Genomic DNA, 23,382 nt, shown 5'->3' on the forward strand with positions numbered 1-23,382 from the left:
TATCGAAGAAGCTCTAGGTGAAAAAGCACCTTACAACGGTCTTAAAGAAGTTAAAGGTCAAGCTTAATCGTTTGATTTAAAATAACTCTTTAATGAAGCCGCTCGAATTCGAGCGGCTTTTTTTTGTCTGAATTTTGTGAGCTGTATAACTTAAATGGGTAACAGAATGGGTAACAACTTCCAGTATGTTACTTTTGAAATCCGGGCTATCGGCTAAAGTAGTGACAGTTTTCAATAAAACGTAATCCTACTCTAACAGAGGACAAGAACATGGCTAAAGTGACCAGCCCTACTACTACGTTTAATAACGAGTACTTCTCATTTATCGTTTCTGAGTCTTGGAAGCACATCGGTGCAAGCCAAGAGCACTCTGACATCCTAGCGCACAACCTACTTGTAGGTGGCCTACAGGGTAAACTGCACCAAGGTCTGGGTGTTATCGAAGCGGTAACTATCCCTTACGAAGCGGGCATCCTTGACACAACTACGACTCCAGAAATCGAGTCTGAAGGTGAAACTTGGGCTGTTTACAACGGTAAGAAGTCTTCTGGTCACTACGTTTGTACGCTAATGGCGCAAACCGCTATCGAGAAAGCACGTAAGCACGGTATCTCAATCGTATTTGGTTACGACCACTGTGATGGCGGTAACTTCTCAAACTACACACAGATGGCTATGAAAGAAGGCATGTTCGCAATGTCTTCAAACAACTCTGTACCTCTAAACGCACCATTCGGCGGTATGGATCCAGCAATGTCTTGCCCTCCGTTTGACGCAGCACTGGTTGGTGGCGAAGAGCTTCCTCTGGTAACGTCTATCATGATCGGTGAAGGTTACGACTCTCACATCTGTGACGCTATCGTAAACGACCGTGACCTACACGTTGCTGCACTAGTTGACCAAGACACTGGTGAGCTGACTGCTGACGCTCGTAAGTGGGGCTCATTAATCGAAGGTTACGGCCGCGTTGCTGACTGTAAAGCACCATGGACGTTCCTAACGCCACGTCTGTACTCGCTAAACATCTGGAACGAAGTAATGACGGCAATCATCAACCCGAAAGGTAAGATTGCTCCTGAGCTTCCAGCTGTACCAAGTGACTTCTTCACTATGGAAGACGCACCTTGCCCAGTAGGCGGTTCTTACATTCTGGTTATCGACCCAAGCCACTTTGGTCCAATCGAAGAAGTGAAGCGTAAGTCTGACATGTTCGTTAAAGCGATCAAAGAAAACCGTCCACGCGCTGGCTTCAATGAAGTATTCATCCCAGATGAGTGGGGTCTAAAAGCACTAGCAACTGCAACAGATGAGCACCAGGTAATGGACGCTCACTGGGACGGTTTCAAAGACTTCCTGAAACGTTCTGGTACTTCAATCGAAGAACTCAACGCGAAGTGGGAAGCAAAAGTTGGCGCTGAGCGCGCGGCTGAAACTATCCGCAAGTAATTTTAAAATCATACGCACTTGATTTTATGCCCAGTCCCCCTCGGACTGGGCTTTTTTCGTTCTGAGTCTGAACTCTGAAGGTGATAGCTGATAGTAGGCGCTAAAGGCACGAATGAACGGTGGGGCTGAGTGATAATCAAGCAGGTTGGCAATGTCGCTGGTGGACAACGAGGTGTTAAGCAGGTATTCGCTCGCTATTTGCATTCTGACGTCCAGCACCAACTGCTTATAGGTTTTGTTCTCTTCACTGAGTCTGCGTCTTAACGTTCGGGAGGTAAAGCTGAGATCTTTGGCCATCTCCTCCATGGTTGGGACTCCAGAAGCCAGTTGAGCGTAGAGCCGCATGCGGATTTGATCGCTGGTATGCGACGTACGTTGTTCCTGATTCATGTCAGCACTGTGTTTGGCGGCAATTTTCGCAACCAGAGACTCGTTGGCGGAGACGGGCATATCAATCCATTCAATGGGCAGGCGGATTTGATTACTTGTCGCGTTGAAGCTGGGCATGATACCCAGAAACTGATGATACAAATGTTTGTAACTCGGGGCGGGATAACTGAGTGATACGGCAACCCTGTCCGGGTCAAACTGATCGCCCAGAAGCTTTTTTATTCCCAGATAGTAGTGACCGATGCTGTCTTCAATGGTGTAGGGTTGTGGTGTCCAGAATGCGGACCGATCTTCTGCGGTGATGTACGCGTATTCTCTATCGTAGGCGATGCGGATATTCACATAGTCACTGGTCATCCAGGGGATATGGATGATGGTCTCAAGCAGCTGTTTTAGGGTCTTACATCCGAGCATAGCAAAGCCGAGCGCACCAGTATCTTCAATGGTCAGCTTACTGGCGATCCTGAGGCCAATGCCGTCGATATTGAGTTGCTCCATAGAGAGTTTCATCAGTGTTAACACTTGTTGAGTGGTCATTGGTTCATAGTGACCATAGCTGATGCGCTTGATTCTAGCCCGCTGGAGAAACGGATCGATTGCTAAAGGTTGCTTGGCAAGATCTCTGAGCAAAGATTCCCAGTGGCCCACAATGGCCTGAAGAAATTGTTGCTGATGCAATGAGCTCATACGCTTGTCCTGAAATGTCACTCTATTGGCCGGAAATGTAATTATAAGTTCAGGGTGAGTTGGATACAATCTATACATCGCTTAAAAGCAAATTAAAGCAAAGAGGACAGAATCATGTTCAAGCCAAAACGTGTAGAAATTTCTAAAGAGAAACTCGACCTATACCAAGACATCTACTGGAATAAGTCAGATGCAGATTTTTATATCAACGAAGACATTGCCCCGATGCAAGCTCGCATGGCAGAGCAAGGCGTTGAAGCGTTCAGCCTGCTAGGCAAGCAGCACGTAGGTGCATTTGGCGCGCCTTACGTGAACAGCTTTGAAGGTGTTGATATTGCTATGTATGGCCTGACAATGGACAAGTGCTCACCAAACGCGGGTGGTCATAAATTTGGTCCTGCAGCTATCCGTGAAGCATCAAAAACGGGTATGGGCATGATTCATCAGGATGGCACAATGCCGTTCGAACTGTGTAACATCATCGACTACGGAAACTGGGATGGTCTGGGCCACTTCAACCTGGATGAAGAAATGCGTGCAGCGCAGGAAGTGGTAGACGACATGGTGGTAAACCACGGTATCACACCATTCTTCTTCGGTGGTGACCACACAGTAGCTTACCCGGGGCCTGCGGCACTGGCGAAAGTACACGGCCCAGTATCGCTTATCCACATCGACGGTCACTTTGATCTACTGACTCGTAAAGACTTTGACTACGAGTCATACTCAGGCAACTGGTACTGCCGTCTAGCATCGGAAGGTGCAATGGACCCATCTACCAGCTTCAGCCTTGGTATGCGTGGTCGCTGGTGTGCATCACAGCAAGGCAAGGCAAAAGCCATTGGCGGTAACTTCTTCCTGGCGGACGAAATCTACGATCTCGGTATCGACTACATCGTTGAGCAAATCCTTGAGAAGCAAGGCGATGGTCGTCCAGTATACCTAACGTTTGACCTGGATGGCCTGGATCTTCTGGATCACAGTGCAAACTCAAGCCCAGATCCATTCGGTGTCTCTGCGCGCATGTATTACGACATTTTCCGTAAGCTTCGCGCTACTAAGCGTATCAACCTTGTAGGTGCGGATATTGCTGAATTTGCGCCTCAGAAGAACTCTGATGAGAAAGATGCACTGCTAACAGCGGCATTCGGTTGGGAGCTACTAACATGGTTGGCAGAGTGTCGTCATATCCGCGAGGGTAAGAAGAACCCAACAAACTGGCCAATGAACTTCGGTCGTAACATCGAATTCTAATCCCAGCTTGAATAAAGAAATGCCCGCTCAACTGAGCGGGCATTTTGTTTACGGCAAAAGGAAATTATTTGCTGAAGTTCATCGCCAATGCGGCAGCGATATTACGAGACGTCATCTCAACGTTAAACGCCGCTTCTTTTAGCGCTGTGGGCAGATCGGTGGCACCAAGCACTACGCTGTATGCAGCATCGATTCCGTGCTCATGAACCACGGCGCAATCTTTGGCGGTGCTGCCCGCAATGGCAATCACCGGGATATCGTATTGCTTAGCCGTACGAGCAACACCAATCGGTGTTTTACCATGGATCGTCTGGCTGTCGATTCGACCTTCTCCGGTAATGACCAGATCCGCGTCTTTCACGACGTCACTCAGGTAAACCGCATCCATCACAATCTGAATACCCGGACGCAATGATGCGTCAAATAACCCAAGCAGTGCCGCACCAAGACCACCTGCTGCACCCGCACCAGCGGTGTTTACCACGTCACGGCCATTAGTCGTCTTTATGATGTCAGCGTAATGAGCAAGGTTAGCGTCTAACGTTGCCACCATCTCTGGAGTTGCCCCTTTTTGTGGGCCAAACACATGAGAGGCACCTTTGGGACCGCACAGCGGGTTATCCACATCACACGCGACTTCCAGTTTGATGTCGGCAAGGCGAGCATCTAAATCAGACAGATCAATGCTGGCAAGCCTACTGAGTTCACCGCCACCAAAGCCAAGTTCACGACCTTCTGAATCCAGTAGTCTTGCGCCCAACGCTTGTGCCATGCCGATACCGCCATCATTGGTCGCGCTGCCACCAATACCGACGATAATATGCTTCACGCCGCGATCCAGCGCTGCTTTAACCAGTTCACCGGTACCAAACGTGGTGGTGATGAGTGGGTTGCGCTGCTCTGGTTCGACTAAGTGCAGACCTGATGCTGCAGCCATCTCGATGATCGCTGTTGAATCATCTCCCATCAGACCGAAGAAGCCTTCAACGGGTTGGCCCAACGGACCGGTTACGTCACAGGTCACGATACTACCGTCAGTAGCATCCACTAATGACTGCACAGTACCCTCACCGCCGTCTGCCATTGGTAGTTTGATGTATTCGGCATCAGAGAAGATTTTCTTAAAACCTGCCTCAATTGCCTCGGCGACTTCCATTGCCGTTAAGCTTTCTTTGTATGAATCTGGAGCGATTATAATTTTCATAGTAGGACCTTATACAAATAGACCGAACACACCAAAGATCATTACTGAGATGAAGGCGATCACCAGACCGACAGCTGACTCGTAAGGAATGAGTTTGAGACGCTCGCGAATATCCATATGCACAGCGCCACCAGTGGCGTGGAAAAAGCTACCGTGTGGCATGTGATCCAGAACAGTAGCACCTGAGTGAATCATGGCTGCCCCTGCTAGAGCCGGAACGCCAAGTTCAAGAATGGTTGAACTAAATACGCTAGACGCAACCGCCGTACCGGCAGTGGTTGAAGCCGTCGCCAGCGCCATCATCGCACCAGAAATCGGTGCCAGGAGATAAGAAGGAAGGCCAGAAGCCGTCAGTACATCAATCAGGCCATCTTTCAGGCCTGAGTTGGCGATAATGCCTGCCAGTGTACCGGTACCAAGAAGCATCACCGCTACTGGTGCCATACGGGATAGTCCAGAAACCGCGAAGTGGTTGGTGTCGGCAAAGCGGCCCATAACGACGGCACCAATCAGACCACCCAGTGGCAGGGCAATCAGCGGGTCAACGTTAATACCTGCGATAGGACGCAGTGCGAGTAAGGCAATCGCAACCAGTGGTGCCACAATCGCTGCAGCAAACTTAGGCAATCTGGAGTGGTCAACAGCAACCACTTCGCTTTCCGCCACTTTCGAACCTTTGTTGACCAGCTTCTTCGCAATGAAGTACGCAAAGATCATCCCGCACAATCCGGGGATCACACCCGCAGCCATCACCGAGGTCAGTGGCACATTGAACGCATCAGCAGCAGCGATCGCGTTTGGGTTCGGGGACATGACGTTACCGGCTTTGCCGCCGCCGACCATGGCGAGCAGAATTGCGGTTTTAGAGATGTCAGCACGACGAGCAATAGCAAGAGCAATCGGTGAAACCGTAATCACAGCCACGTCAACGAATACACCAACTGCAGTAAGGATCATTGTGGCGATAGCCAGTGCGAGTAGCGCACGGGTTTCACCCACTTTCTTAACGATGGTTTCAGCGATAGAGGTGGCTGCGCCCGACTCAATCAATACACCGGCAAGCACACCAGCTGCGAGAATACGCAGCACGGCGGTAACGATACCTTGTGCTCCCCCAATCATAAGTGTAACTGTGTCAGTTAATGAGACACCGCCCACCACACCACCGACGAGAGCGCCGATGATCATGCCATAAGCTGGTGGTACTTTTTTAAGGATAAGGGCAATGGCAACAACGAGTGCCGACAGTGCGCCCAGAGTAGAGACTTCAATCATGGTTTAGTTTTTCCGCGAGTTATAATTTTATTGCTTTGTTATTGTTTGGGTGTGTTCACCCTTATTGAGCGGAAGATTAGCCATTTGGGCCTAGATATGCTTTATGCGAAGTGACGAATTTATTGCTGCTGATTATGGTTAATTTGTGCAAATGCACAAATTAACGCTTTTTTTACAAACATTTTAACGCTAGATAGAGTTGAACTTTGCTATCTAAATCATTGATATTTAAGCGTGTTACTTGCTCTATTTTGTCTAGTCGATATCGTAAAGTGTTACGATGAATATGGAGGGTTTCACAAGTTTGAGCCAGATCGCAATTTTGTTCGAAAAAAGTGCTCAGTGTCTTGAGAAGTACCTGTTTGCTGTCGGCGGCGACTAACTTTTCAATAGGGGCCTTTAACTGACTGGCACGCCATGGGTCCTGTTTGATACTGCTGACCAGGACGGATAACTTGCGATCCTGATAAAACATAATGGCATCATCATTGGAACGGCAGGTTTCTATGGTGGCCTTTGCTGTCTCGTACGACTTGGCCAGCCCCAATAGTCCGGGAAAATAATCCCCTATGGCCATCTGAATTGAGAAGTCGCATTCGTTGTCGATACGCTTGAGGAGTTTGGCAACGCGCTTTTGCTCCTCTTTGCGATTCCAGTTGTGATTGACCAGCGTGACTGGCTTGAGCACCACAATCTCATTCATAGAGACAGAAGCAATACCGACAATATTATCCCGCTCAGGATGCTCGAGAAGGTGAACCAGTTTTTGAAGGTGCTCCAGAGTAACCGGCTCTCCGGGATGTGGAATGACCTTGAGCACTGTGGCGACCCGAGGCTGGGAAAGGTCTAAGTCCAGCCTTTGTGCAATAGACAGCAACTGCCCGTCGTTGAGACTGGAGCCTTCGATGAGCTGAAGTAACAATTCTTCTCGATGCCTTTTATTCCACTGAACCTGAGACATCAACGCCGCTTGCTCTACGATGAGCTCTGCGGTCATCTTTACCAGTTCTCCATAGCTGCGAACCTGCTCGGGTGCTCCGGAAATCCCCACGACACCGATAACCTGTTCGCCGTAAAGAATAGGCAGGTTTATCCCTTTTTTAACGCCGGACAGGGTGGAAGCAACGGACTCATTGATTTCGATGGTTCGGTTATCTCGGATGGCCAGTAACGCGCCTTCGTGGACCTGATGGACACGGGAAGGGTCACTGGAGCCAATGATCACTCCGTTCTCGTCCATTACATTGATCGAGTACTCGATGATCTTTTTGGCGCGGTCGACGATTTGTTTAGCTATGAGAGAGTTAAGCTGCATGACAAATATTCTGTAGTGGAAGTCATTCGAGTATACCTGATCGCCTGACGATATGAGGTATAATCAAGTCGAGTTAACCAAGAGAAAAAGTGATGGAATTCGAGTTTATTAAAAACAGTTTTACTGGCGAATATCTGGTGAAGTGCGAAATGGGTCAAGAAGTGATCGCCCGATTGCTACAAGAAGAAGTCAGTACCAACGACCGCACCATCATGGAAATAAAGGCTTTGATTGCCCGAGCAGCACAGTTTCCCGCCAATGAGCACAAGTGGCAGGGCAAAGAAATTTCAATGAGTATTCTGGAATCAGAAGTGTATGTGTATGAAAACTCGTTAGCTTTCGACATGTTAATGGACGCAGAAGAAGAGTTTTCATTGTATGAAAGCGAGAGCTGTAGCGAGAGTGGATTAGAAGATTTTCAATCAGTGATCGAACAGTGGGAACGCTTCATTCATAATCGTTGAGGGTGGTTTGCCCCAGTTTTGCACTTTCTTAGTGCTAATAACCATAAACGCATTATTTTTGTGAATACCTTGCACCATAAAAGTGCAAGGTATTTTCATTTTCATAACATAAAAACTCAAAATTCTTAATTATCAATAATTTAAAAAATTGGCACGTACTTTGATTGCTTAGTAACCGTATCAGGAATAAAGGCGAAGGGGATGCCATGAAACTTATCAACGCAATCATTAAACCATTCAAGCTCGATGATGTAAGAGAAGCACTTGCAGATGTTGGCATTGAGGGGATGACAGTTTCTGAGGTCAAAGGATTTGGCCGTCAGAAAGGACATACAGAACTTTACCGCGGCGCGGAGTATCAAGTGGACTTTCTACCGAAAGTGAAAATTGAAATCGCAACGCACGCTGATAACGTCGACCGAGTTATCGAAGCGATCACCAATGCTGCGCAAACGGGCAAAATTGGTGACGGAAAAATTTTCGTGTACGACCTGGCCCAAGCAGTACGTATTCGTACGGGCGAAATGGATGCTGAAGCACTTTAAGGGATTGGAGAATTTATTATGGAATTAGCAACAACTGTCAGCGAACTGCGTTATGCGCTAGACACTTTTTACTTTCTTATTTCAGGCGCACTCGTAATGTGGATGGCAGCAGGCTTTGCCATGTTAGAGGCTGGCCTAGTTCGCTCAAAAAACACCACTGAAATCTTAACTAAAAACTTCTGTCTGTACGCGATTGCGTGTACCTGTTACCTGATTGTAGGTTACAACATCATGTATGTTGATAATGCTGCAGCGGGTTGGCTACCGTCTTTTGGTACGCTGATTGGTACACAAGGTGAGGGCGCAGACCACTCTCTTGAGTCGGATTTCTTCTTCCAGGTAGTGTTCGTAGCCACAGCAATGTCGGTAGTATCGGGTGCGGTTGCTGAGCGTATGAAGCTTTGGGCTTTCCTCATCTTCTCTGTTGTACTGACGGCCTTTATCTATCCAATGGAAGGTTACTGGACATGGGGTGGCGGTTTCCTATCCGAAGCAGGTTTCAGTGACTTTGCGGGTTCAGGTATCGTTCACATGGCAGGTGCTGCTGCCGCTCTGGCTGGCGTACTATTGCTGGGCGCACGTAAAGGCAAATACGGTAAGAACGGTGAGATCCACCCAATCCCAGGTTCGAACATGCCTCTAGCTACGCTGGGTACGTTCATCCTATGGCTAGGTTGGTTCGGTTTCAACGGCGGTTCTCAGCTAATGGTTTCTGACTTCGAGAACGCAACAGCGGTAGGTCAAATCTTCCTGAACACCAACGCAGCTGCCGCAGCGGGTGCCATTGCTGCAATGCTTGTGTGTAAAACAACATGGGGTAAAGCTGACCTGACGATGATTCTGAACGGTGCGCTAGCAGGTCTGGTTGCTATCACAGCAGACCCATTGTCTCCATCACCACTTTACTCAGTGGCAATCGGTGCAGTAGGTGGCGCGCTAGTCGTCTTCAGCATCATCGGTCTGGACAAGCTTAAGATTGACGATCCAGTAGGTGCTATCTCAGTTCACGGTGTGTGTGGTTTCTTCGGCCTGATGGTTGTGCCACTAAGCAATGGTGACGCGACGTTTGGTGCTCAGCTTCTGGGCGCAGCGGTAATCTTTGGTTGGGTATTCGCAGCAAGTCTAGCGGTATGGGCGGTACTGAAGGCAACAATCGGTATCCGTGTAACGGAAGAAGAAGAGCTAGAAGGTATGGACATGCACGATTGTGGTGTTGGTGCTTACCCAGAATTCGTTAGCATGAAATAACATATAGTTATTTGTTTATTAAAAACCTGTCTTATAGGCAGGTTTTTTTGTTCTCGATCATTGCTAATCAAATAAACATGAATATAATAACGCAACTGATAAACGTTATCATTAATGTTAAAGGATTTTGAACGATGAAAAAACTGCTAACTCTTTCAGCTATTGTAGCCAGCTTTGCAGCGCCAGCGATGGCCGCTGAAGAAGTCAACGTTTACTCTTACCGCCAGCCTTTCCTTGTTGAGCCTATGTTCAACGAGTTCACTAAAGAAACCGGTATTAAGGTTAACGTGAAGTTTGCTAAGAAAGGCTTGGCAGAGAAGCTTCAGCAAGAAGGTGAGTACAGCCCGGCAGACGTGGTTCTGACCAGTGATTTTGCTCGTCTTGTTGAACTGTCTGACAAAGAGGTGGTGCAGCCAGTATCCAGCAAAGTGATTGAGAGCAATATCCCTGCTCAGTTCAGAGACAAGGAAAGTGAATGGGTGGCATTGACTATGCGTACACGCAGTGTTTACTCTTCGCGCGACCGTGTTGGCAAACTTGGTAATGACTTCGATTACAGTGATCTTGCTAACGAAGAGTTTAAAGGCAAGATCTGTACGCGCAGCGGCAAGCACCCGTACAATGTTTCTCTGGTTTCTTCAATGATTGCTCACCATGGTGAAGCAGCAACGAAAGAGTGGCTGGAAGGCGTAAAAGCAAACCTGGCACGTAAGCCACAAGGCAACGATCGCGCTCAAGTTAAGGCCATCAAAGAAGGTCTGTGTGACGTGTCTCTGGGTAACAGCTACTACCTAGGTAAAATGGTTAATGACAAAGAGCAGAAAGTTTGGGCTGATGCGGTGTACATTAACTTCCCGAACCAGAACACTACGGGTACACACGTAAACGTGAGTGGTATGGCAATGGCGAAACACTCGCCAAACAAAGAAAATGCTCTGAAACTGATGGAGTTCTTGACTGGCGACAAAGCGCAGCAAATGTACGCAGAAGTGAACTATGAATACCCGGTTAAGGAAGGCGTGAAGCGTTCAGAACTTGTGGCATCATGGGGTGATTTCAAAGCGGACACTGTCTCATTGGATGACATTGCCGCAAATCACAGCGCTGCTATCAAATTGTTAGACGAAGTTAAGTTCGATCTATAAAGGATAAAAAGGGGGTATAATACCCCCTAATTTATTCTGGTTAAGAACTTCCGACTTCGTGTCGCCTGCTGTATGTTTAGGCAATGAAAGAAAAAAATGTTGTTTGGAAAACCAGTAGTGGAGTACTGACTCTACTACTGGTTTTGCCTATTTTAGCGATCTTCTACACAGCGCTTGGTGAATCAAGTGACCTGTTCTCACATCTGATGTCTACGGTGATGCCGACCTATATCCTGAATACGGTCAAATTGGTTGTTGGTGTCATGTTGTTGTCCCTCGTTCTGGGTGTCCCCAGTGCCTGGCTCATGGCCATGTGTAGGCTACCTACTGAGAAAATCCTACAGTGGGCGTTGGTACTGCCTTTGGCCATGCCGGGATACATCATTGGCTATATCTTTACCGATTGGTTTGACTTTGCCGGACCGATTCAGATTTGGCTACGCGACCTGACAGGCTGGCAGGCCGGTGAATACTGGTTCCCGGATATCCGTACTGTGGGCGGCGCTACGATGGTGCTATCTCTGGTGCTTTATCCCTATGTTTACTTGCTCTGTCGTGCGGCGTTTATGGAGCAAAACGTTTCCTTGCTGCAATCCGCCAGGCTGTTGAAGTGCTCGCCACTGGAGAGTTTCCGTCGTATTTCTTTACCATTGGCACGCCCCTCCATAGCTGTGGGTCTTTCATTGGTGGCGATGGAGACGATTGGGGACTTTGGTACGGTCAGTTACTTTGCCGTCAGCACACTGACGACGGCGGTGTACGATACTTGGCTTGGCTATTCCAGCTTAAGCGCAGCAGCAAAAATTTCAGCATTAATGATGGTCGCGATTGTTCTGTTGCTCGGGGCTGAACGTTACAGTCGACGTAAACAGAAGTTATTTCAGAGTCAGTACAACAGTCATGAGGATTTTCGTTATGAACTGACGGGCTGGAAGAAGTGGCTGGCGCTGTTTTGGTGCTGGGGACTGGTGTCCGTGGCGTTCATTTTCCCGCTCGCTCAGTTGATTATCTACGCTTACAAGTATTTCGCCCAGAGCTGGACTGAAGAGTTTCAGGTTTACGCCCTCAACAGCCTGAAGGTGTCGTTGATTGCCGCTGTGATTGGTGTCATCGTCGCTTTGGTGGTCAATTTCTATCGTCGGTTGTCGCCTAATCGACAAAGTGTGGTCTTTATGCGTGCGTCGTCGCTGGGCTATGCCGTCCCCGGGACGGTTCTGGCTATCGGGGTGATGGTAACTGTGCTGTTTATGGATCATAGCGTCAATGATTTTGCCAAGTGGATGGACTGGCAGCGTCCGGGACTGATCTTTTCTGGCTCAATGTTTGCACTGATTTTTGCTATGGTGGTTCGTTTTTCAGCCGTAGCGATAGGTAGTATTGAAACCAGTCTTAGCAAGGTCTCTCCTTCTTTAGATATGGCATCGCGGACCATGGGCTGTCAAAGCAATCAGATGTTGAGACGCGTTCATTTGCCGCTGATCAAACGCGGGGTGTTAATTGCCGGATTACTGGTGTTCATTGAATCTATGAAAGAACTCAATGCCGCCCTGTTATTACGCCCGTTCAATTTTGAGACGCTGGCTACTTACGTCTACAACTTCGCCTCGGATGAACATCTGGAACTGGCTGCGATGCCCGCTGTTCTGCTTGTTTTTGTCGGGCTGTTACCACTTATCATCGTCAATCGTTCACTGGAGCAAAATCACTAATGACCACGGCTTTGTCTATCGAAAACCTTTCTTGTAAATATGACGAACAGACCATTCTTGAGGCGCTGTCGTTGCAGGTTGAACAAGGTGAAATCGTTTGTCTTCTTGGTGCGAGTGGCTGCGGTAAAACCACACTGCTCAAAGCGATTGCCGGATTGATCCCTCTGTCTCAGGGAACCATGACGCTGGGACAGCGAGTGATTGATGATGGCGAAGCCTGGTTGCCCCCAGAGCAGCGCAACATTGGTATGATTTTCCAGGATTACGCACTGTTCCCGCATTTGACCGTGGCACAGAATGTCGCATTTGGCCTCAAAGGTGTCGCCAAATCACAGCAGGAGGCCATCGTCAATGAAATGCTGACTCTGGTACACCTGGAACAGTTCAGTGATCGCTATCCGCATCAATTATCAGGCGGTCAGCAACAGCGTGTCGCGATTGCGCGAAGTCTGGCTTACAAGCCGGATCTACTGCTACTGGATGAACCGTTTTCCAATATCGATACTCAGGTGCGTCATGAGCTGATTCAGCAGATCCGGAAAATCTTTAAGAAGCAGGGTGTCACCGCGATCTTTGTGACACACAGTCGAGAAGAAGCGTTCGCTTTTGCTGATAAAATGGCGGTGATGAATCAAGGGGTGATTGAGCAATACGGTAGCGCATCTGAATTGTATTTCTGTCCGTCGAGCCGTTTTGTTGCCGATTTTCTTGGTGGGGGGAGTTATTTAGCAGCTCACTACCTGTCAGGGACATCATTTGAAACCGCCATTGGTCAAATCGAAGCGTCATCGTGTACTTTGATTGAGCCGGGCCAGCAGTGCCAATTACTATTAAGACCTCAGCACGTCCAATTGAGTGCGTCTGAAAGCAGCTCTATTGAGGTGCTGGAGCAGCACTTTATGGGTGACCACTGCCGCTATGTGATTGATATCGAGGGCAATAAAGTCGTGGCGACCTCAATGGAAGCGCTGGAAGTGGGGCAAGGTGTTGCAGTCAGTGTTGAATCTCAAGGGATTGTGGCATTTGCTTAATGCTTGTCATCCACATAAAAAAAGCCCGGTGACAGTCGACCGGGCTAAAATGTTCTTCACCTATAGGGAGCTTTTTGCCATTGAGTGTATCGACAGGTGAATCGATGCACCATAGAGCAAAAAGTGAAGGGAACAGAGACTACAAGGACAAAAAGTCTTTCATCTGCTGAAGAACATATTCGGCTTGTGTTTTATCTTCCATCTCACAAAAGATCCGTAACAGCGGCTCAGTGCCAGAGAAGCGAGCAATGACCCAGCCGCCATTTTTGAAATACACTTTTGCCCCATCGGAGTAACTGACTTTGTCTATATCATAGTCAAACTCAGGAAGCTGCTTTTCCACGTACAGTTTGTGGTACAAACTGTCCTTCTGGCCTTGCTTAAAACTGCAGTCACCTTCGGCGGTATAGGCATAGCCGTATTTGGTATAGATTTCATTCAGCAACTCAGAGAGTTTCTTGTTGGTGACACTGAGCATCTCCACCAGCAGACTGGAAGCGAACACGCCATCCTTACCTTTGATATGTCCGCGAATTGTCAGACCGCCGGAACTTTCCCCTCCAATCAGAGAGTCGTCCGCCTCCATTTGGGCACTGATGTGCTTAAAGCCTACGGGAACCTCAAAGCTCTTTTCTCCGTAACTTTCGGCTATTCGATCCAATAGGTGAGTCGTCGCGATGTTGCGAACTACCGAACCGCGCCAGCCTTTGTATTCCAGCAGGTAGTAGTAGAGCAGCATTAACACTTCATTGGGGTGAATAAAGTTACCCTTCTCATCAATGATCCCCAAACGGTCCGCGTCACCGTCGGTACCGATACCGATGTCATAGCCTTCTGCTGCCACCAGATGTTTCAGTCGATACAGAGTGGCTGCGCTGGGTGACGGCATCAACCCTCCGAAGTCGGGATTCTTACCGTCGTTGATGACATCGACGTCACAGCGCCCATTGATGAGTACGGTTTGCAGCGCATTTTTAGCCACCCCAAACATAGGGTCGATCAATACGCGTAAATTGGCTTTCTTAATCGACTCGATATCGATCAGATCGATAATGGAATCGACGAACTCGTTCATTGGATTGATCTCGATGATCTGCCCCAGCTCCACTGCACTATCAAAGTCTACCGACTGGACATCGGTTAACTGCAATGCGGCAATTTGCGATTCGATTTTCTCAGTAATGATTTCATCTGCATCACGTCCACCTTCGATAAACACCTTAATGCCGTTGTAGTCAGCAGGGTTGTGTGAGGCGGTGATGCATGCTGAGTAAGCGCAGTTCATGCTTTTGGCCTTAAACATGACAATCGGCGTAGGCACAAACTTATTGATAAAATGCACCGGAACCTGATTGGCTGCCAGTACTTCGGCAAACCAGCGGCCGGCTTTATCGGATAGAAAACGACGGTCATAGCCGATGATGAAACCACGCTCCGCGACCCCTTCAGCATTAATAATATTTGCCAGTGCCTGAGCAACCAGCTTGACATTATCTTTGGTAAACTCTTCGCCAATAAAGGCGCGCCAGCCACCTGTTCCAAATTTGATCATCCTATACTCCTTTGCGGATGAGAGAGAGGCCTCTCTCATCCTGCTTGTTACTTGCCAAGAACGACGTGAACCTGATTGACGGAACCCGCGGGTTGAGCCGGAATTGCTCCGCTGATGGGTTTGCCATTGAGCGTGATCGATTGCACCCCTTTACTAACGCCATTCGGGTTCTCGACCGTAATGTCGAAGGTGGCGTCCTGCCACCCTCGGGTGACAGTAAAGCCAGGCCAGGACGTCGGAATACATGGGTCGACAACCAGACCATCAAAGCTCAGGCGTACACCCAGGATGTAATTGGTCGCTGCAAAGTAAGCCCATCCAGAGGTACCGGTTAACCATGGGTGGTTAGCGCGGCCATGATCTTGGTGATCGCGTCCCATGATAAATTGCACGTAGGAGTATGGTTCGGTAACTCGGGTTTCAATCATGTCATTTTGGTTATACGGGTTGAGGGCATCATAGAACTTCATCGCCTGATCACCACGCCCCAACTTGGCTTCCGCGACCCATGCCCATGGGTTAGGGTGAGAGAAAATCGCCCCGTTCTCTTTTACTCCCTGGTAAACCCGAGTAACAAAGCCGATATCGTCGTTAGGAGTAGCGAACGATGGAGCATTGAGGTGTAAACCGTAGTCTGAGTAGAGGTATTCATCGACAGCGTCCATCGCTTTCTTACCGCGTTCTTCGGATACCGCACCTGACACTACCGCCCAAGTATTCGACTCTAAATGGACTTTACCTTCGGTTTGCGCGTTGGTTCCGACTTTGTCGCCATTTTTGGTAATTCCGCGGATGTACCAGCCACCATCTTCATCCCAAAGGTGAGTCTCACAGGCGTCTTGCACCTTCTTCGCCATTTGTCCGTAGTGAGCAACATCATCCAGTTGGCCAAGCTTGCGTGCTAAATCGACAAACTCTTGTAGAGCCCAATAGTGAAGGAATGCCACCATGGATGACTCTCCCCCGCCTAAGTTAAGGCAGTCGTTCCAGTCGGCACGCAGGCCTTTAGCAATACCCGTAGCCCCGACATGTTGATCGGTGAAATCAAGTGCTGCTTTCATATGTTGATAAACAGTAGCATCACCACCATCGGCGTATGGGATTACTTCATTGAAGAAATCCATCTCGCCGGTTTCCATCACATAGCGGCAGATAGTTGGAACTAACCATAGGTGGTCATCAGAGCAGGTATCGGCGATGCCGTGGATCTTGTCTTCATCGCTAGGAGTTGGTACTACCGTAGGGGATTTAGAAGGTTTAACATCCGCTTTCTCAGGGTCGAACCAATCCGGATCGAACAGGTGCAAACCATAACCCGCCTTAACTTGACCACGAAGCAGATCGACGATGCGTTTCTTGGTCATTTCAGGCGCGGAATGGGGGACGGCCATGGCATCTTGCGCCGTATCGCGATAGCCCAGTCCAGTGCGCCCACCCACTTCAATGAAGGAGGCAAAGCGAGACCACACCACACAAGTTTCGGCCTGGTACAGAGTCCAGGTATTCAGCATGGTGTCCAGACCTTCATTGGGTGATGACACTTGGAATTTGGCACAACGTTGCGCCCAGTGAGCCTTGATGGCGTCAAAGTCTGCATCGACCTGAGTTAAATCCTGATATTTGGCGCGCAAGCGTGCACCGTTGCCTTTGCCAATACCGAGAATATAGGCAAAACGAACTTCCTCGCCTGGCTGGATAGTAAACTGCTTGTGCAGGGAGCCGCAGTGGTTGTAGCAGGTTTGAGTATGGTTCGAACAACGGCCCTGTTCGACTGCTATCGGATTAGACTCGTCTCGGTATGCCCCGAGGAAATTATCACGCTGTCCGTCATAGCTATCGGGTTCAAAAGTGGATGCCAGATAATAGAACCCTTCAAAGTCGTTGGTGTTGTAGAACAGGTCGTACTCGATGACGCCATCCTGATAGTCCGTTCCTGCAGAATACAGCGACATCTGGTGGTTCTGATTGTCAGACGCGATATGGCTGAAAGAGAACTCGACAAAGGAGAACGCACTGATAGTACGAGGCTTATTACTGGTATTGCGAATTACTACGTCCCAGATCTCAGCATCTTCTCCTTTGGGAACAAACAGTGTTTTCGTTGCTTCAATACCAGCATAGTCGCACTTGAATTTTGAGTAGGACAGGCCATGGCGTACTTCATACTTGGCCACATCGAGACTTTTGGCGACCGGTTGCCACGAGATTGACCAGTAATCTCCGGTTTCGTCATCGCGCAGATATACATAGTGTCCCGGGCGATCAAAGCTCGCATTGGGACGAAATTTGGTGACTCGGTTGTATTCGGGTGAGTTGTAGAACGAGTAGCCGCCAGCATTGTGAGAGATCACGGTACAGAATTTTTCTGTGCCGAGATAGTTAGTCCATGGCGCGGGAGCATCGGGACGAGTGATAACATATTCACGATTCTCGTTATCGAAGTAGCCGTATTGCATGATGATATCCTTATGGAAAGATGTAATCTTGTTCGTTGTTACTGTTGTTCCCTGGTACGACACCAGGGGTTTCGATATTGAATGCCTTGCCTGTCCAGCAAAGAGCGGTGAGTCTTTAGTCTTGCCAGAAACGCTCGGTAGTCTTTTCGGTTTGGCTCACTCCAGGCGGTTTCTGCCAGCGCCAGCAAACGCGGAAATATCATGTAGTCTATCCGCTCTGGATGACTGACGATTTCGGTCCATAGTGCGGCTTGCATACCCAGAATACGTTTTTTAATGGGGTCATCAGCGCTGAGCTCCGATAAGGGTTCATATTGATAGGCTTGCTCCAGAGTGATCACATTAGCCCAGTCAACACCGGGCTCAGCGGCGCAGTGGTCTTGAGCCATATCCAGATAAGTGGTTTGTCCGGGTTGCAGTACCACGTCATAACCGAGTTTGGCGCAATTGATCGCGGCTTCCTCGCTGAGCCAGGAGTAGATAACGGTATCTTTGCTGACCTTATGACCAAAATGTGCCTCTTCCCAGCCCAGCATTCGTTTGCCAAGGGATTTCAGTTTGTCTTCAGCGTAGCGCAGCAGATGGCCCTGCAGCTCTTTGGCGCTGCCGTAACCATGTTTTTCCATTAAAGCGATACAACGGGCGCTTTTTTGCCAAACACCCACGGGCACTTCGTCCGCACCAATATGAATAAAAGGTGCCGGAAATAGCTCAGCGACTTCTTCCAGAACTATATCCAGAAACTGATAGGTGCCGTCGAGACCGGGCGACAGCGTATTGTCGTTATAGTGTTGAACACTACGGTATTTGGAATGATCCTCTGGGTCGGACAACAGCTCCGGCAGTGATTTGATCGCCGCTCGGCAGTGGCCAGGAATATCGATTTCTGGGATCACTTGAATACCACGCGCCGCAGCAAACTGAATCACCTCACGGATCTCTTCCTGGCGATAGTAGCCGCCATAACGTTGACTGATATGGTGGAATTGAGGCTCGAGGACCTCTTCAGGTCCGCGCCAGGCGCCGATGTCAGTGAGCTCTGGCAGTTTTTTGATTTCAACCCGCCAACCTTCATCATCAGTAAGGTGCCAGTGAAAGGTATTGATTTTGTAGTGGGCGAACAGGTTGATCAGTCGCTTGATCTCATCCAGGCTCTGGAAACTGCGCGCACTGTCGAGCATGACACCACGATAGCCAAACCGGGGTTTGTCGTGGATCCGTACGTAAGGGACATAGAGCGTTTGCCTGTCGGCATCGTGATCCATCAATTGAATCAACGTTGCCGCACCATAAATAAAGCCCGACTGGCTGGTGGACTCGATAACCACTCCGTCCTCGCTGACTGAGAGCTTATATTCTTCAGGATCAAGGATAGGCGAGTGCTTAAAGTGGATATCTCGCTGGCCAATCGCTTTGATCTCTACATCAAACAGGCGCTGCATTTCGTCGGCCAGCCAGTTAGCCGCCGGTTGGTTTTGGGTATGCTCAACCGAAATCTGACTATAGCGCGTTAACTCATAAATACCGTGTGAGAAGATCATTGAAGCCGGTTGTGGGATCAGTTTATGTCGCGCCGACACCACTTCTGGCAACGGTGTTGGATGGTCCTCAATGTCTTTCAATACAATAGGGGAGACATGCACTGGCAGATGGGTCAGTTGCTCAGTGTCTAAATATGCTTCTTTAATCCCATCGGAAAGCAGCCTGAATGGTGAGGTTGAAATCGCAAATTCAACGTACACGTGGTTGTTGGCATACAGCGCTGCTTCGTCAATCGATAATGTGCAGAAGCTTCCAACCTGTGTCAGGTTTCCGCAGGATAAGCTTTGAGGTTCGATGTGGCGGTCGAATGCAAAGCAGAGACGCCAGGCAGCGTAGCTTTTGTCTGATAAGTTATGCAGTGTTAACCCGAATCGACATCCTTTGGGCAAGATTTCAATCACTGCCAGATCGACACGAAAATCCATATCCATTCCTCAATCGTAAAGATTGTGGGCAGAGTGACCTGCCATCATTAAAGCACCCTCCATCGCGTCACCTTTTGGTGAAACGATCCAACGCTGTGCCGCGGGCGACAACCAGTCGAAAATGCGCTCAGCGATGCTGCCCATCAGGCAGATTTCTTTGGCGCCACGCTGGTTCAGTGCTGTTAACAGCATCTCTATGTCCTGCGCTGTCTGTAACAATAGTTTCTTCGCCAGGCCATCGTTGAGATAAGCGTATTCGAAGATCGCTGGGGAGAACTGGCCGTAGTCTCTGGGTAGCGCAGACTTCGACCAGTCGACAATCCGATCAATATCGTGATCGAAATGGTTCATTACGATGTCTGCGAGTGGAGAAGGGGCTCCAATGCCGTCCTGAATAAGCAGCACTTCCTGAATGAGGCGCAGTCCCATGACAGCACCGCCTCCCTGATCAGAAATCGGGAACTCTCGGCCACCCACAACCTGCTGTTCCCCATTGGAAATAAACAAGCCAACAGAGCCCGTTCCTGCAATCATGATGGCACCGTCTTTGCCTTGATGCGCACCCAGACAGGCACCATAGCCATCGGTGTTCAATGTCACGCTGGCGAATGGGTGGGGGGTGTCCATAAAGTCCTGATAACTTGCTTTGTGTTCCGCGCCAGCCAGGGCGAGTCCCACCTCTACCTGAGACAGCTCAGCGGCATCATAGCCCCCCTGACTAAGAGCGTTGCTGACCGCTTCAATGATCGCGTCCATGGCGAGTTGAGCGCCCAACATGATGTTGGCACTGCCACTCTTAGCTTCTCCGATTAAACGACCTTCGTCGTCGACGACTCTTGCGCGACAAGAGGTGCCGCCGCCGTCTATACCTGCTTTAAACCTAGCCATTGAAATCACCTGTTATTTTTTATAGTGGTTATGCCAAAGCGCCACAGCCAATAAAAACCATCCGCCATGGGGGATCCACTGCTCTCCCCAGCGCCAGTTCTGCAGCATGTCATCTTTTTGCTTTTCCGGATTGAACGCGATGTCTCGTTCGTCGTCGAAGCCACCGGTAATGCCGTTACAAATGCCACCAAGAGCATTGTAGAAACCAATCTGGGGCAGATAATCAGGGTTATTCAAACCATGGCCATCTAACATGCACATGTCATATGGGTTGAACCCCAGAACCCAGTCGATGCAGCGCCCAGCGTAGTCGCTGAGCTGTTGTTGCAGATCGGTATCTGTGAGCGCGGGTTGGGCGACGAAAGCCATGGAGGCAAGGGAAGCGATTCTGGCATTCTCGCCTTGCCACCAATAGCCAGATTCGTTGTCGTGCGGAATAAAGAAGGCGGTTCGCGGCGCTTCATTAACCCCTTTCACATATTGTCTCGGGTAGCCGAACGGGTTAAACACTTCTGAGCTGACAGACAGTTCAAACTGACAGGCTCGAGTGATGAGGTTGGCGACTTCTTTCTGTCGTTTTTCGTTGTGCTCTACCGCTAGGTATTCTGTGAGTGCAATCACCGGTAAACCTGCTTCAGCAGCGTGATAAAACGGTCGTGATCCATCTTTATTACTGGACCAGAAGAACGACAGGTTGTCATCGCTATGGGCGCGCTGCGTCAGACTGTCAGCCCACAGGCGGGACTCAGAGAGGTAGCTTTCTTCTCCGGTTGCACGATACAGCTCGACGCTGGCCAGCAACGCACAGTATTCATCGATGATGTTGACGGTCGCGTCATTCAGATATTGAATATTGTGCTGTTTTAGGTGCCAGTAGCCTGACCTGGCGCGTTCCAGGAAGTCTTGTTGCTGTTTCTTGCCGATTTGCGACTGTTGGCTGGCCTTGGCGAGGGCTGCTATGGTAACCCCTCCGCCTTGTCGAAAACCGGCCTGATAGTCGGCCTTCTTGTGCCCCAGTTGCGTTTCGTAACTGCAGATTTCACGCTGCTGCGTGTCTTTGCTCCACTTGTCGAAAACCGTCATGTAGAAGTAGCCATCACGATGCTGCATCCGCGCTAAAAACTCGGCACCATGCAACGCCTCTTCCAGTAATCGGGAGGCGACAAAGTTCGCGGTCGCTTCGTTGGCAAACAGAACCTCATGAGCCTTAAGCATGTTCCACACAACCATAGGGGTTTGCTGTGGGTTAAGGTAATTGGCGTAGGACAGGTGACTCAGATATTTACTGACGTCGCCAGAGGCATCGTACCAGCCGCCATGAACATCCACTTTTTGCTCGCTGTCGACGGCGGAAATTTCCCGGTCTTGAGCGTCAAATGTCCCCCCACATCGCTGTGACTTAAAGTAATGAATGACATCAGAAAAGCTACGGTTATAAAGCGAATGCGACGCTATCTCAAAGGTGTGTGAACGGACATCACGATAGCGGATGTAATACTGGCCTGTTTTACGCCAATCGGTGAAATCAAGAATAAAAAATACACCAAAATGCCAGTTGTCGACCTGAGATCCCCCCACCAGGTTAAGCTCCATGGCAATCTCTTCCGATTGCGCATCGACTAAGTAGGCGCTGGCTACCTCTGCAGGAGGCGTTGGGCACATTAACACCGCACGTTTCGCACTGTGTTTATGATAGCCAATATGATTTGTTAGCAATTGCATGGTGTATTCCGTTCACGTTTTTCTGTGAGAGGCTCCCCGAATAACGGGGAGCGTGATGTTAATCTTCGTACAGGTAACAACGTACAAAGTGGTTTTCGGCCAGTTGGGTCACGCTTGGCAAGGCTTCTGTACACTTGCTCGTGGCGTGGGTGCAGCGTCCGGCAAAAGGACAGCCGACAGAGGCGGGTGTCCAGAGCGGAATTTCGCCCTTATTGCCCTTTAGTTTTTCGTGAATCGATTTTTTCGGATCCGGCACGGCAGAGACCAGTAGCTGGGTGTATGGATGCTGAGGATTCGCGATGACTTCATCGGTATCGCCCCATTCCACCATGTGACCAACGTACATCACAGAAATGTCTTCCGCGATATAGCGTGCTGTTGCGATATCATGAGTGATGTAAAGCAACGACATCTGCTTTTCGAATTTCATCTCTTCCATCAGGTTTAGCACACCGGCACGGATTGATACGTCGAGCATTGACGTTGGCTCATCCGCCAGAACGACTTCGGCCCCTACGGCAATATTTCGTGCCAGATTGACGCGTTGTCGCTGACCACCGGAAAGCTGGTGCGGGTATTTTGCTGCGGTTTCTTTCGGCGGGATCAGACCTACTTGCTCCAGCAGACCATAGACGCGCTCCTGCAACTCTTTCTTATTGCCTTTTGAGACCTTGTTGTGAATCAACAGCGGTCGGGCGATGTGATGGAAAATGGTATGTGTCGGGTTCAGTGAGCCGAACGGATCCTGCCAAACCATTTGAACTCCTTCACGATATTGCATCAGATCAGAGCGCGATTTGATCTCCTGAATATCACGACCACGGTATTTGATCTCTCCACCACTGGGGGCGTACATCTTGGCGATCATTTTGGCTGTTGTAGACTTACCTGAGCCCGATTCACCCACCACGGCAAGGCCGCGGCTCTTGTACATTTTGAATGACACGTCATTGATAGCACGCATCATAGGTTGCGATAGCGCATTACTGTTAATTGGGAAATCTTTGACAACATTGTTGCCTTCAATCAAAAGTTCACCATAGTTGCTCATCATGTTTCTCCAGAAATTCCTTGTATAACTTGC

General features: G+C 49.2%; 18 protein-coding genes. 8 read left to right on the forward strand and 10 right to left on the reverse strand.

Annotated elements, in window-relative coordinates; translation table 11 throughout:
- The first annotated feature begins 270 nt into the window (after nt 1-270).
- On the forward strand, nt 271-1,446 hold the full coding sequence (locus C4S60_RS21695; protein WP_103882401.1) for an Ldh family oxidoreductase: 1,176 nt from the start codon (nt 271-273) through the stop codon (nt 1,444-1,446).
- A gap of 24 nt (nt 1,447-1,470) precedes the next feature.
- On the opposite strand, the gene C4S60_RS21700 is transcribed toward C4S60_RS21695, so the two are convergent.
- Entirely contained in the window at nt 1,471-2,523 is a 1,053-nt protein-coding gene (locus C4S60_RS21700) for an AraC family transcriptional regulator (protein WP_160111395.1), read from the reverse strand.
- Nucleotides 2,524-2,637: 114 nt separating this feature from the next.
- Between C4S60_RS21700 and C4S60_RS21705 the strand changes: the two genes are divergently transcribed.
- Nucleotides 2,638-3,777: an arginase family protein gene (locus tag C4S60_RS21705; protein WP_103882405.1), complete on the forward strand. Its 1,140-nt coding sequence runs from the start codon at nt 2,638-2,640 to the stop codon at nt 3,775-3,777.
- Nucleotides 3,778-3,841: 64 nt separating this feature from the next.
- Here C4S60_RS21705 and C4S60_RS21710 read toward each other — a convergent pair whose 3' ends face one another.
- The 3 genes from C4S60_RS21710 to C4S60_RS21720 form a co-directional block, all read right to left on the reverse strand.
- On the reverse strand, nt 3,842-4,981 hold the full coding sequence (locus C4S60_RS21710) for a glycerate kinase (RefSeq protein ID WP_103882407.1): 1,140 nt from the start codon (nt 4,979-4,981) through the stop codon (nt 3,842-3,844).
- A gap of 9 nt (nt 4,982-4,990) precedes the next feature.
- Nucleotides 4,991-6,256 (reverse strand): GntP family permease, encoded by a 1,266-nt coding sequence (locus tag C4S60_RS21715; protein ID WP_103882409.1) that lies wholly within the window; start codon nt 6,254-6,256, stop codon nt 4,991-4,993.
- 172 nt (nt 6,257-6,428) lie between these two features.
- A complete protein-coding gene (locus C4S60_RS21720; RefSeq protein WP_103882410.1) occupies nt 6,429-7,571 on the reverse strand; it encodes a sugar diacid recognition domain-containing protein in 1,143 nt (380 codons plus the stop codon).
- Nucleotides 7,572-7,663: 92 nt separating this feature from the next.
- On the opposite strand from C4S60_RS21720, the gene C4S60_RS21725 reads away from it, so the two are divergent.
- The 6 genes from C4S60_RS21725 to C4S60_RS21750 all read left to right on the forward strand — a co-directional run bounded on the left by C4S60_RS21725 (nt 7,664) and on the right by C4S60_RS21750 (nt 13,713).
- Nucleotides 7,664-8,035, forward strand: coding sequence for a YacL family protein (locus C4S60_RS21725; protein WP_103882412.1), 372 nt, complete (start codon nt 7,664-7,666; stop codon nt 8,033-8,035).
- A gap of 206 nt (nt 8,036-8,241) precedes the next feature.
- A complete protein-coding gene (glnK, locus tag C4S60_RS21730) occupies nt 8,242-8,580 on the forward strand; it encodes a P-II family nitrogen regulator (RefSeq protein WP_103882414.1) in 339 nt (112 codons plus the stop codon).
- Between the two features lie 18 nt (nt 8,581-8,598).
- Nucleotides 8,599-9,828, forward strand: a complete 1,230-nt coding sequence (locus tag C4S60_RS21735; protein WP_103882416.1) for an ammonium transporter — start codon at nt 8,599-8,601, stop codon at nt 9,826-9,828.
- A gap of 134 nt (nt 9,829-9,962) precedes the next feature.
- A complete protein-coding gene (locus tag C4S60_RS21740; protein WP_103882417.1) occupies nt 9,963-10,973 on the forward strand; it encodes a Fe(3+) ABC transporter substrate-binding protein in 1,011 nt (336 codons plus the stop codon).
- Between the two features lie 83 nt (nt 10,974-11,056).
- The gene (locus C4S60_RS21745) at nt 11,057-12,682 is read left to right on the forward strand and encodes an ABC transporter permease (protein ID WP_103882418.1); all 1,626 of its coding nucleotides are present in this window, start codon (nt 11,057-11,059) and stop codon (nt 12,680-12,682) included.
- Complete coding sequence (locus C4S60_RS21750; RefSeq protein WP_103882420.1) at nt 12,682-13,713, forward strand: ABC transporter ATP-binding protein; 1,032 nt, start codon at nt 12,682-12,684, stop codon at nt 13,711-13,713. Before C4S60_RS21745 ends, C4S60_RS21750 begins: the two co-directional genes overlap by 1 nt.
- 139 nt (nt 13,714-13,852) lie before the next feature.
- Here C4S60_RS21750 and C4S60_RS21755 read toward each other — a convergent pair whose 3' ends face one another.
- Genes C4S60_RS21755 through C4S60_RS21780 form a run of 6 tightly spaced genes read right to left on the reverse strand, consistent with a single transcriptional unit; the run spans nt 13,853 to nt 23,352 of the window.
- Entirely contained in the window at nt 13,853-15,265 is a 1,413-nt protein-coding gene (locus tag C4S60_RS21755) for a phosphoglucomutase/phosphomannomutase family protein (RefSeq protein ID WP_103882422.1), read from the reverse strand.
- Nucleotides 15,266-15,312: 47 nt separating this feature from the next.
- A complete protein-coding gene (locus tag C4S60_RS21760) occupies nt 15,313-17,721 on the reverse strand; it encodes a glycoside hydrolase family 94 protein (protein WP_103882424.1) in 2,409 nt (802 codons plus the stop codon).
- Between the two features lie 38 nt (nt 17,722-17,759).
- The gene (locus C4S60_RS21765; RefSeq protein ID WP_103882425.1) at nt 17,760-19,688 is read right to left on the reverse strand and encodes a beta-N-acetylhexosaminidase; all 1,929 of its coding nucleotides are present in this window, start codon (nt 19,686-19,688) and stop codon (nt 17,760-17,762) included.
- A gap of 9 nt (nt 19,689-19,697) precedes the next feature.
- A complete protein-coding gene (locus C4S60_RS21770; protein WP_103882427.1) occupies nt 19,698-20,576 on the reverse strand; it encodes a glucosamine kinase nucleotide-binding domain-containing protein in 879 nt (292 codons plus the stop codon).
- A 12-nt stretch (nt 20,577-20,588) separates the two neighbouring features.
- Complete coding sequence (locus tag C4S60_RS21775; protein WP_103882429.1) at nt 20,589-22,298, reverse strand: glycoside hydrolase family 9 protein; 1,710 nt, start codon at nt 22,296-22,298, stop codon at nt 20,589-20,591.
- A gap of 58 nt (nt 22,299-22,356) precedes the next feature.
- The gene (locus C4S60_RS21780; RefSeq protein ID WP_103882431.1) at nt 22,357-23,352 is read right to left on the reverse strand and encodes an ABC transporter ATP-binding protein; all 996 of its coding nucleotides are present in this window, start codon (nt 23,350-23,352) and stop codon (nt 22,357-22,359) included.
- Between the last annotated feature and the right edge of the window lie 30 nt (nt 23,353-23,382).

The organism is Vibrio hangzhouensis, assembly GCF_900107935.1.
GTDB lineage: Bacteria > Pseudomonadota > Gammaproteobacteria > Enterobacterales > Vibrionaceae > Vibrio > Vibrio hangzhouensis.

Bases quoted from the DNA above. Each gene is read 5' to 3' on its own strand.
- C4S60_RS21695 (WP_103882401.1), top strand. From the start codon at position 271: ATGGCTAAAGTGACCAGCCCTACTACTACGTTTAATAACGAGTACTTC.
- C4S60_RS21700 (WP_160111395.1), bottom strand. From the start codon at position 2,523: ATGAGCTCATTGCATCAGCAACAATTTCTTCAGGCCATTGTGGGCCAC.
- C4S60_RS21705 (WP_103882405.1), top strand. From the start codon at position 2,638: ATGTTCAAGCCAAAACGTGTAGAAATTTCTAAAGAGAAACTCGACCTA.
- C4S60_RS21710 (WP_103882407.1), bottom strand. From the start codon at position 4,981: ATGAAAATTATAATCGCTCCAGATTCATACAAAGAAAGCTTAACGGCA.
- C4S60_RS21715 (WP_103882409.1), bottom strand. From the start codon at position 6,256: ATGATTGAAGTCTCTACTCTGGGCGCACTGTCGGCACTCGTTGTTGCC.
- C4S60_RS21720 (WP_103882410.1), bottom strand. From the start codon at position 7,571: ATGCAGCTTAACTCTCTCATAGCTAAACAAATCGTCGACCGCGCCAAA.
- C4S60_RS21725 (WP_103882412.1), top strand. From the start codon at position 7,664: ATGGAATTCGAGTTTATTAAAAACAGTTTTACTGGCGAATATCTGGTG.
- glnK (WP_103882414.1), top strand. From the start codon at position 8,242: ATGAAACTTATCAACGCAATCATTAAACCATTCAAGCTCGATGATGTA.
- C4S60_RS21735 (WP_103882416.1), top strand. From the start codon at position 8,599: ATGGAATTAGCAACAACTGTCAGCGAACTGCGTTATGCGCTAGACACT.
- C4S60_RS21740 (WP_103882417.1), top strand. From the start codon at position 9,963: ATGAAAAAACTGCTAACTCTTTCAGCTATTGTAGCCAGCTTTGCAGCG.
- C4S60_RS21745 (WP_103882418.1), top strand. From the start codon at position 11,057: ATGAAAGAAAAAAATGTTGTTTGGAAAACCAGTAGTGGAGTACTGACT.
- C4S60_RS21750 (WP_103882420.1), top strand. From the start codon at position 12,682: ATGACCACGGCTTTGTCTATCGAAAACCTTTCTTGTAAATATGACGAA.
- C4S60_RS21755 (WP_103882422.1), bottom strand. From the start codon at position 15,265: ATGATCAAATTTGGAACAGGTGGCTGGCGCGCCTTTATTGGCGAAGAG.
- C4S60_RS21760 (WP_103882424.1), bottom strand. From the start codon at position 17,721: ATGCAATACGGCTACTTCGATAACGAGAATCGTGAATATGTTATCACT.
- C4S60_RS21765 (WP_103882425.1), bottom strand. From the start codon at position 19,688: ATGGATTTTCGTGTCGATCTGGCAGTGATTGAAATCTTGCCCAAAGGA.
- C4S60_RS21770 (WP_103882427.1), bottom strand. From the start codon at position 20,576: ATGGCTAGGTTTAAAGCAGGTATAGACGGCGGCGGCACCTCTTGTCGC.
- C4S60_RS21775 (WP_103882429.1), bottom strand. From the start codon at position 22,298: ATGCAATTGCTAACAAATCATATTGGCTATCATAAACACAGTGCGAAA.
- C4S60_RS21780 (WP_103882431.1), bottom strand. From the start codon at position 23,352: ATGATGAGCAACTATGGTGAACTTTTGATTGAAGGCAACAATGTTGTC.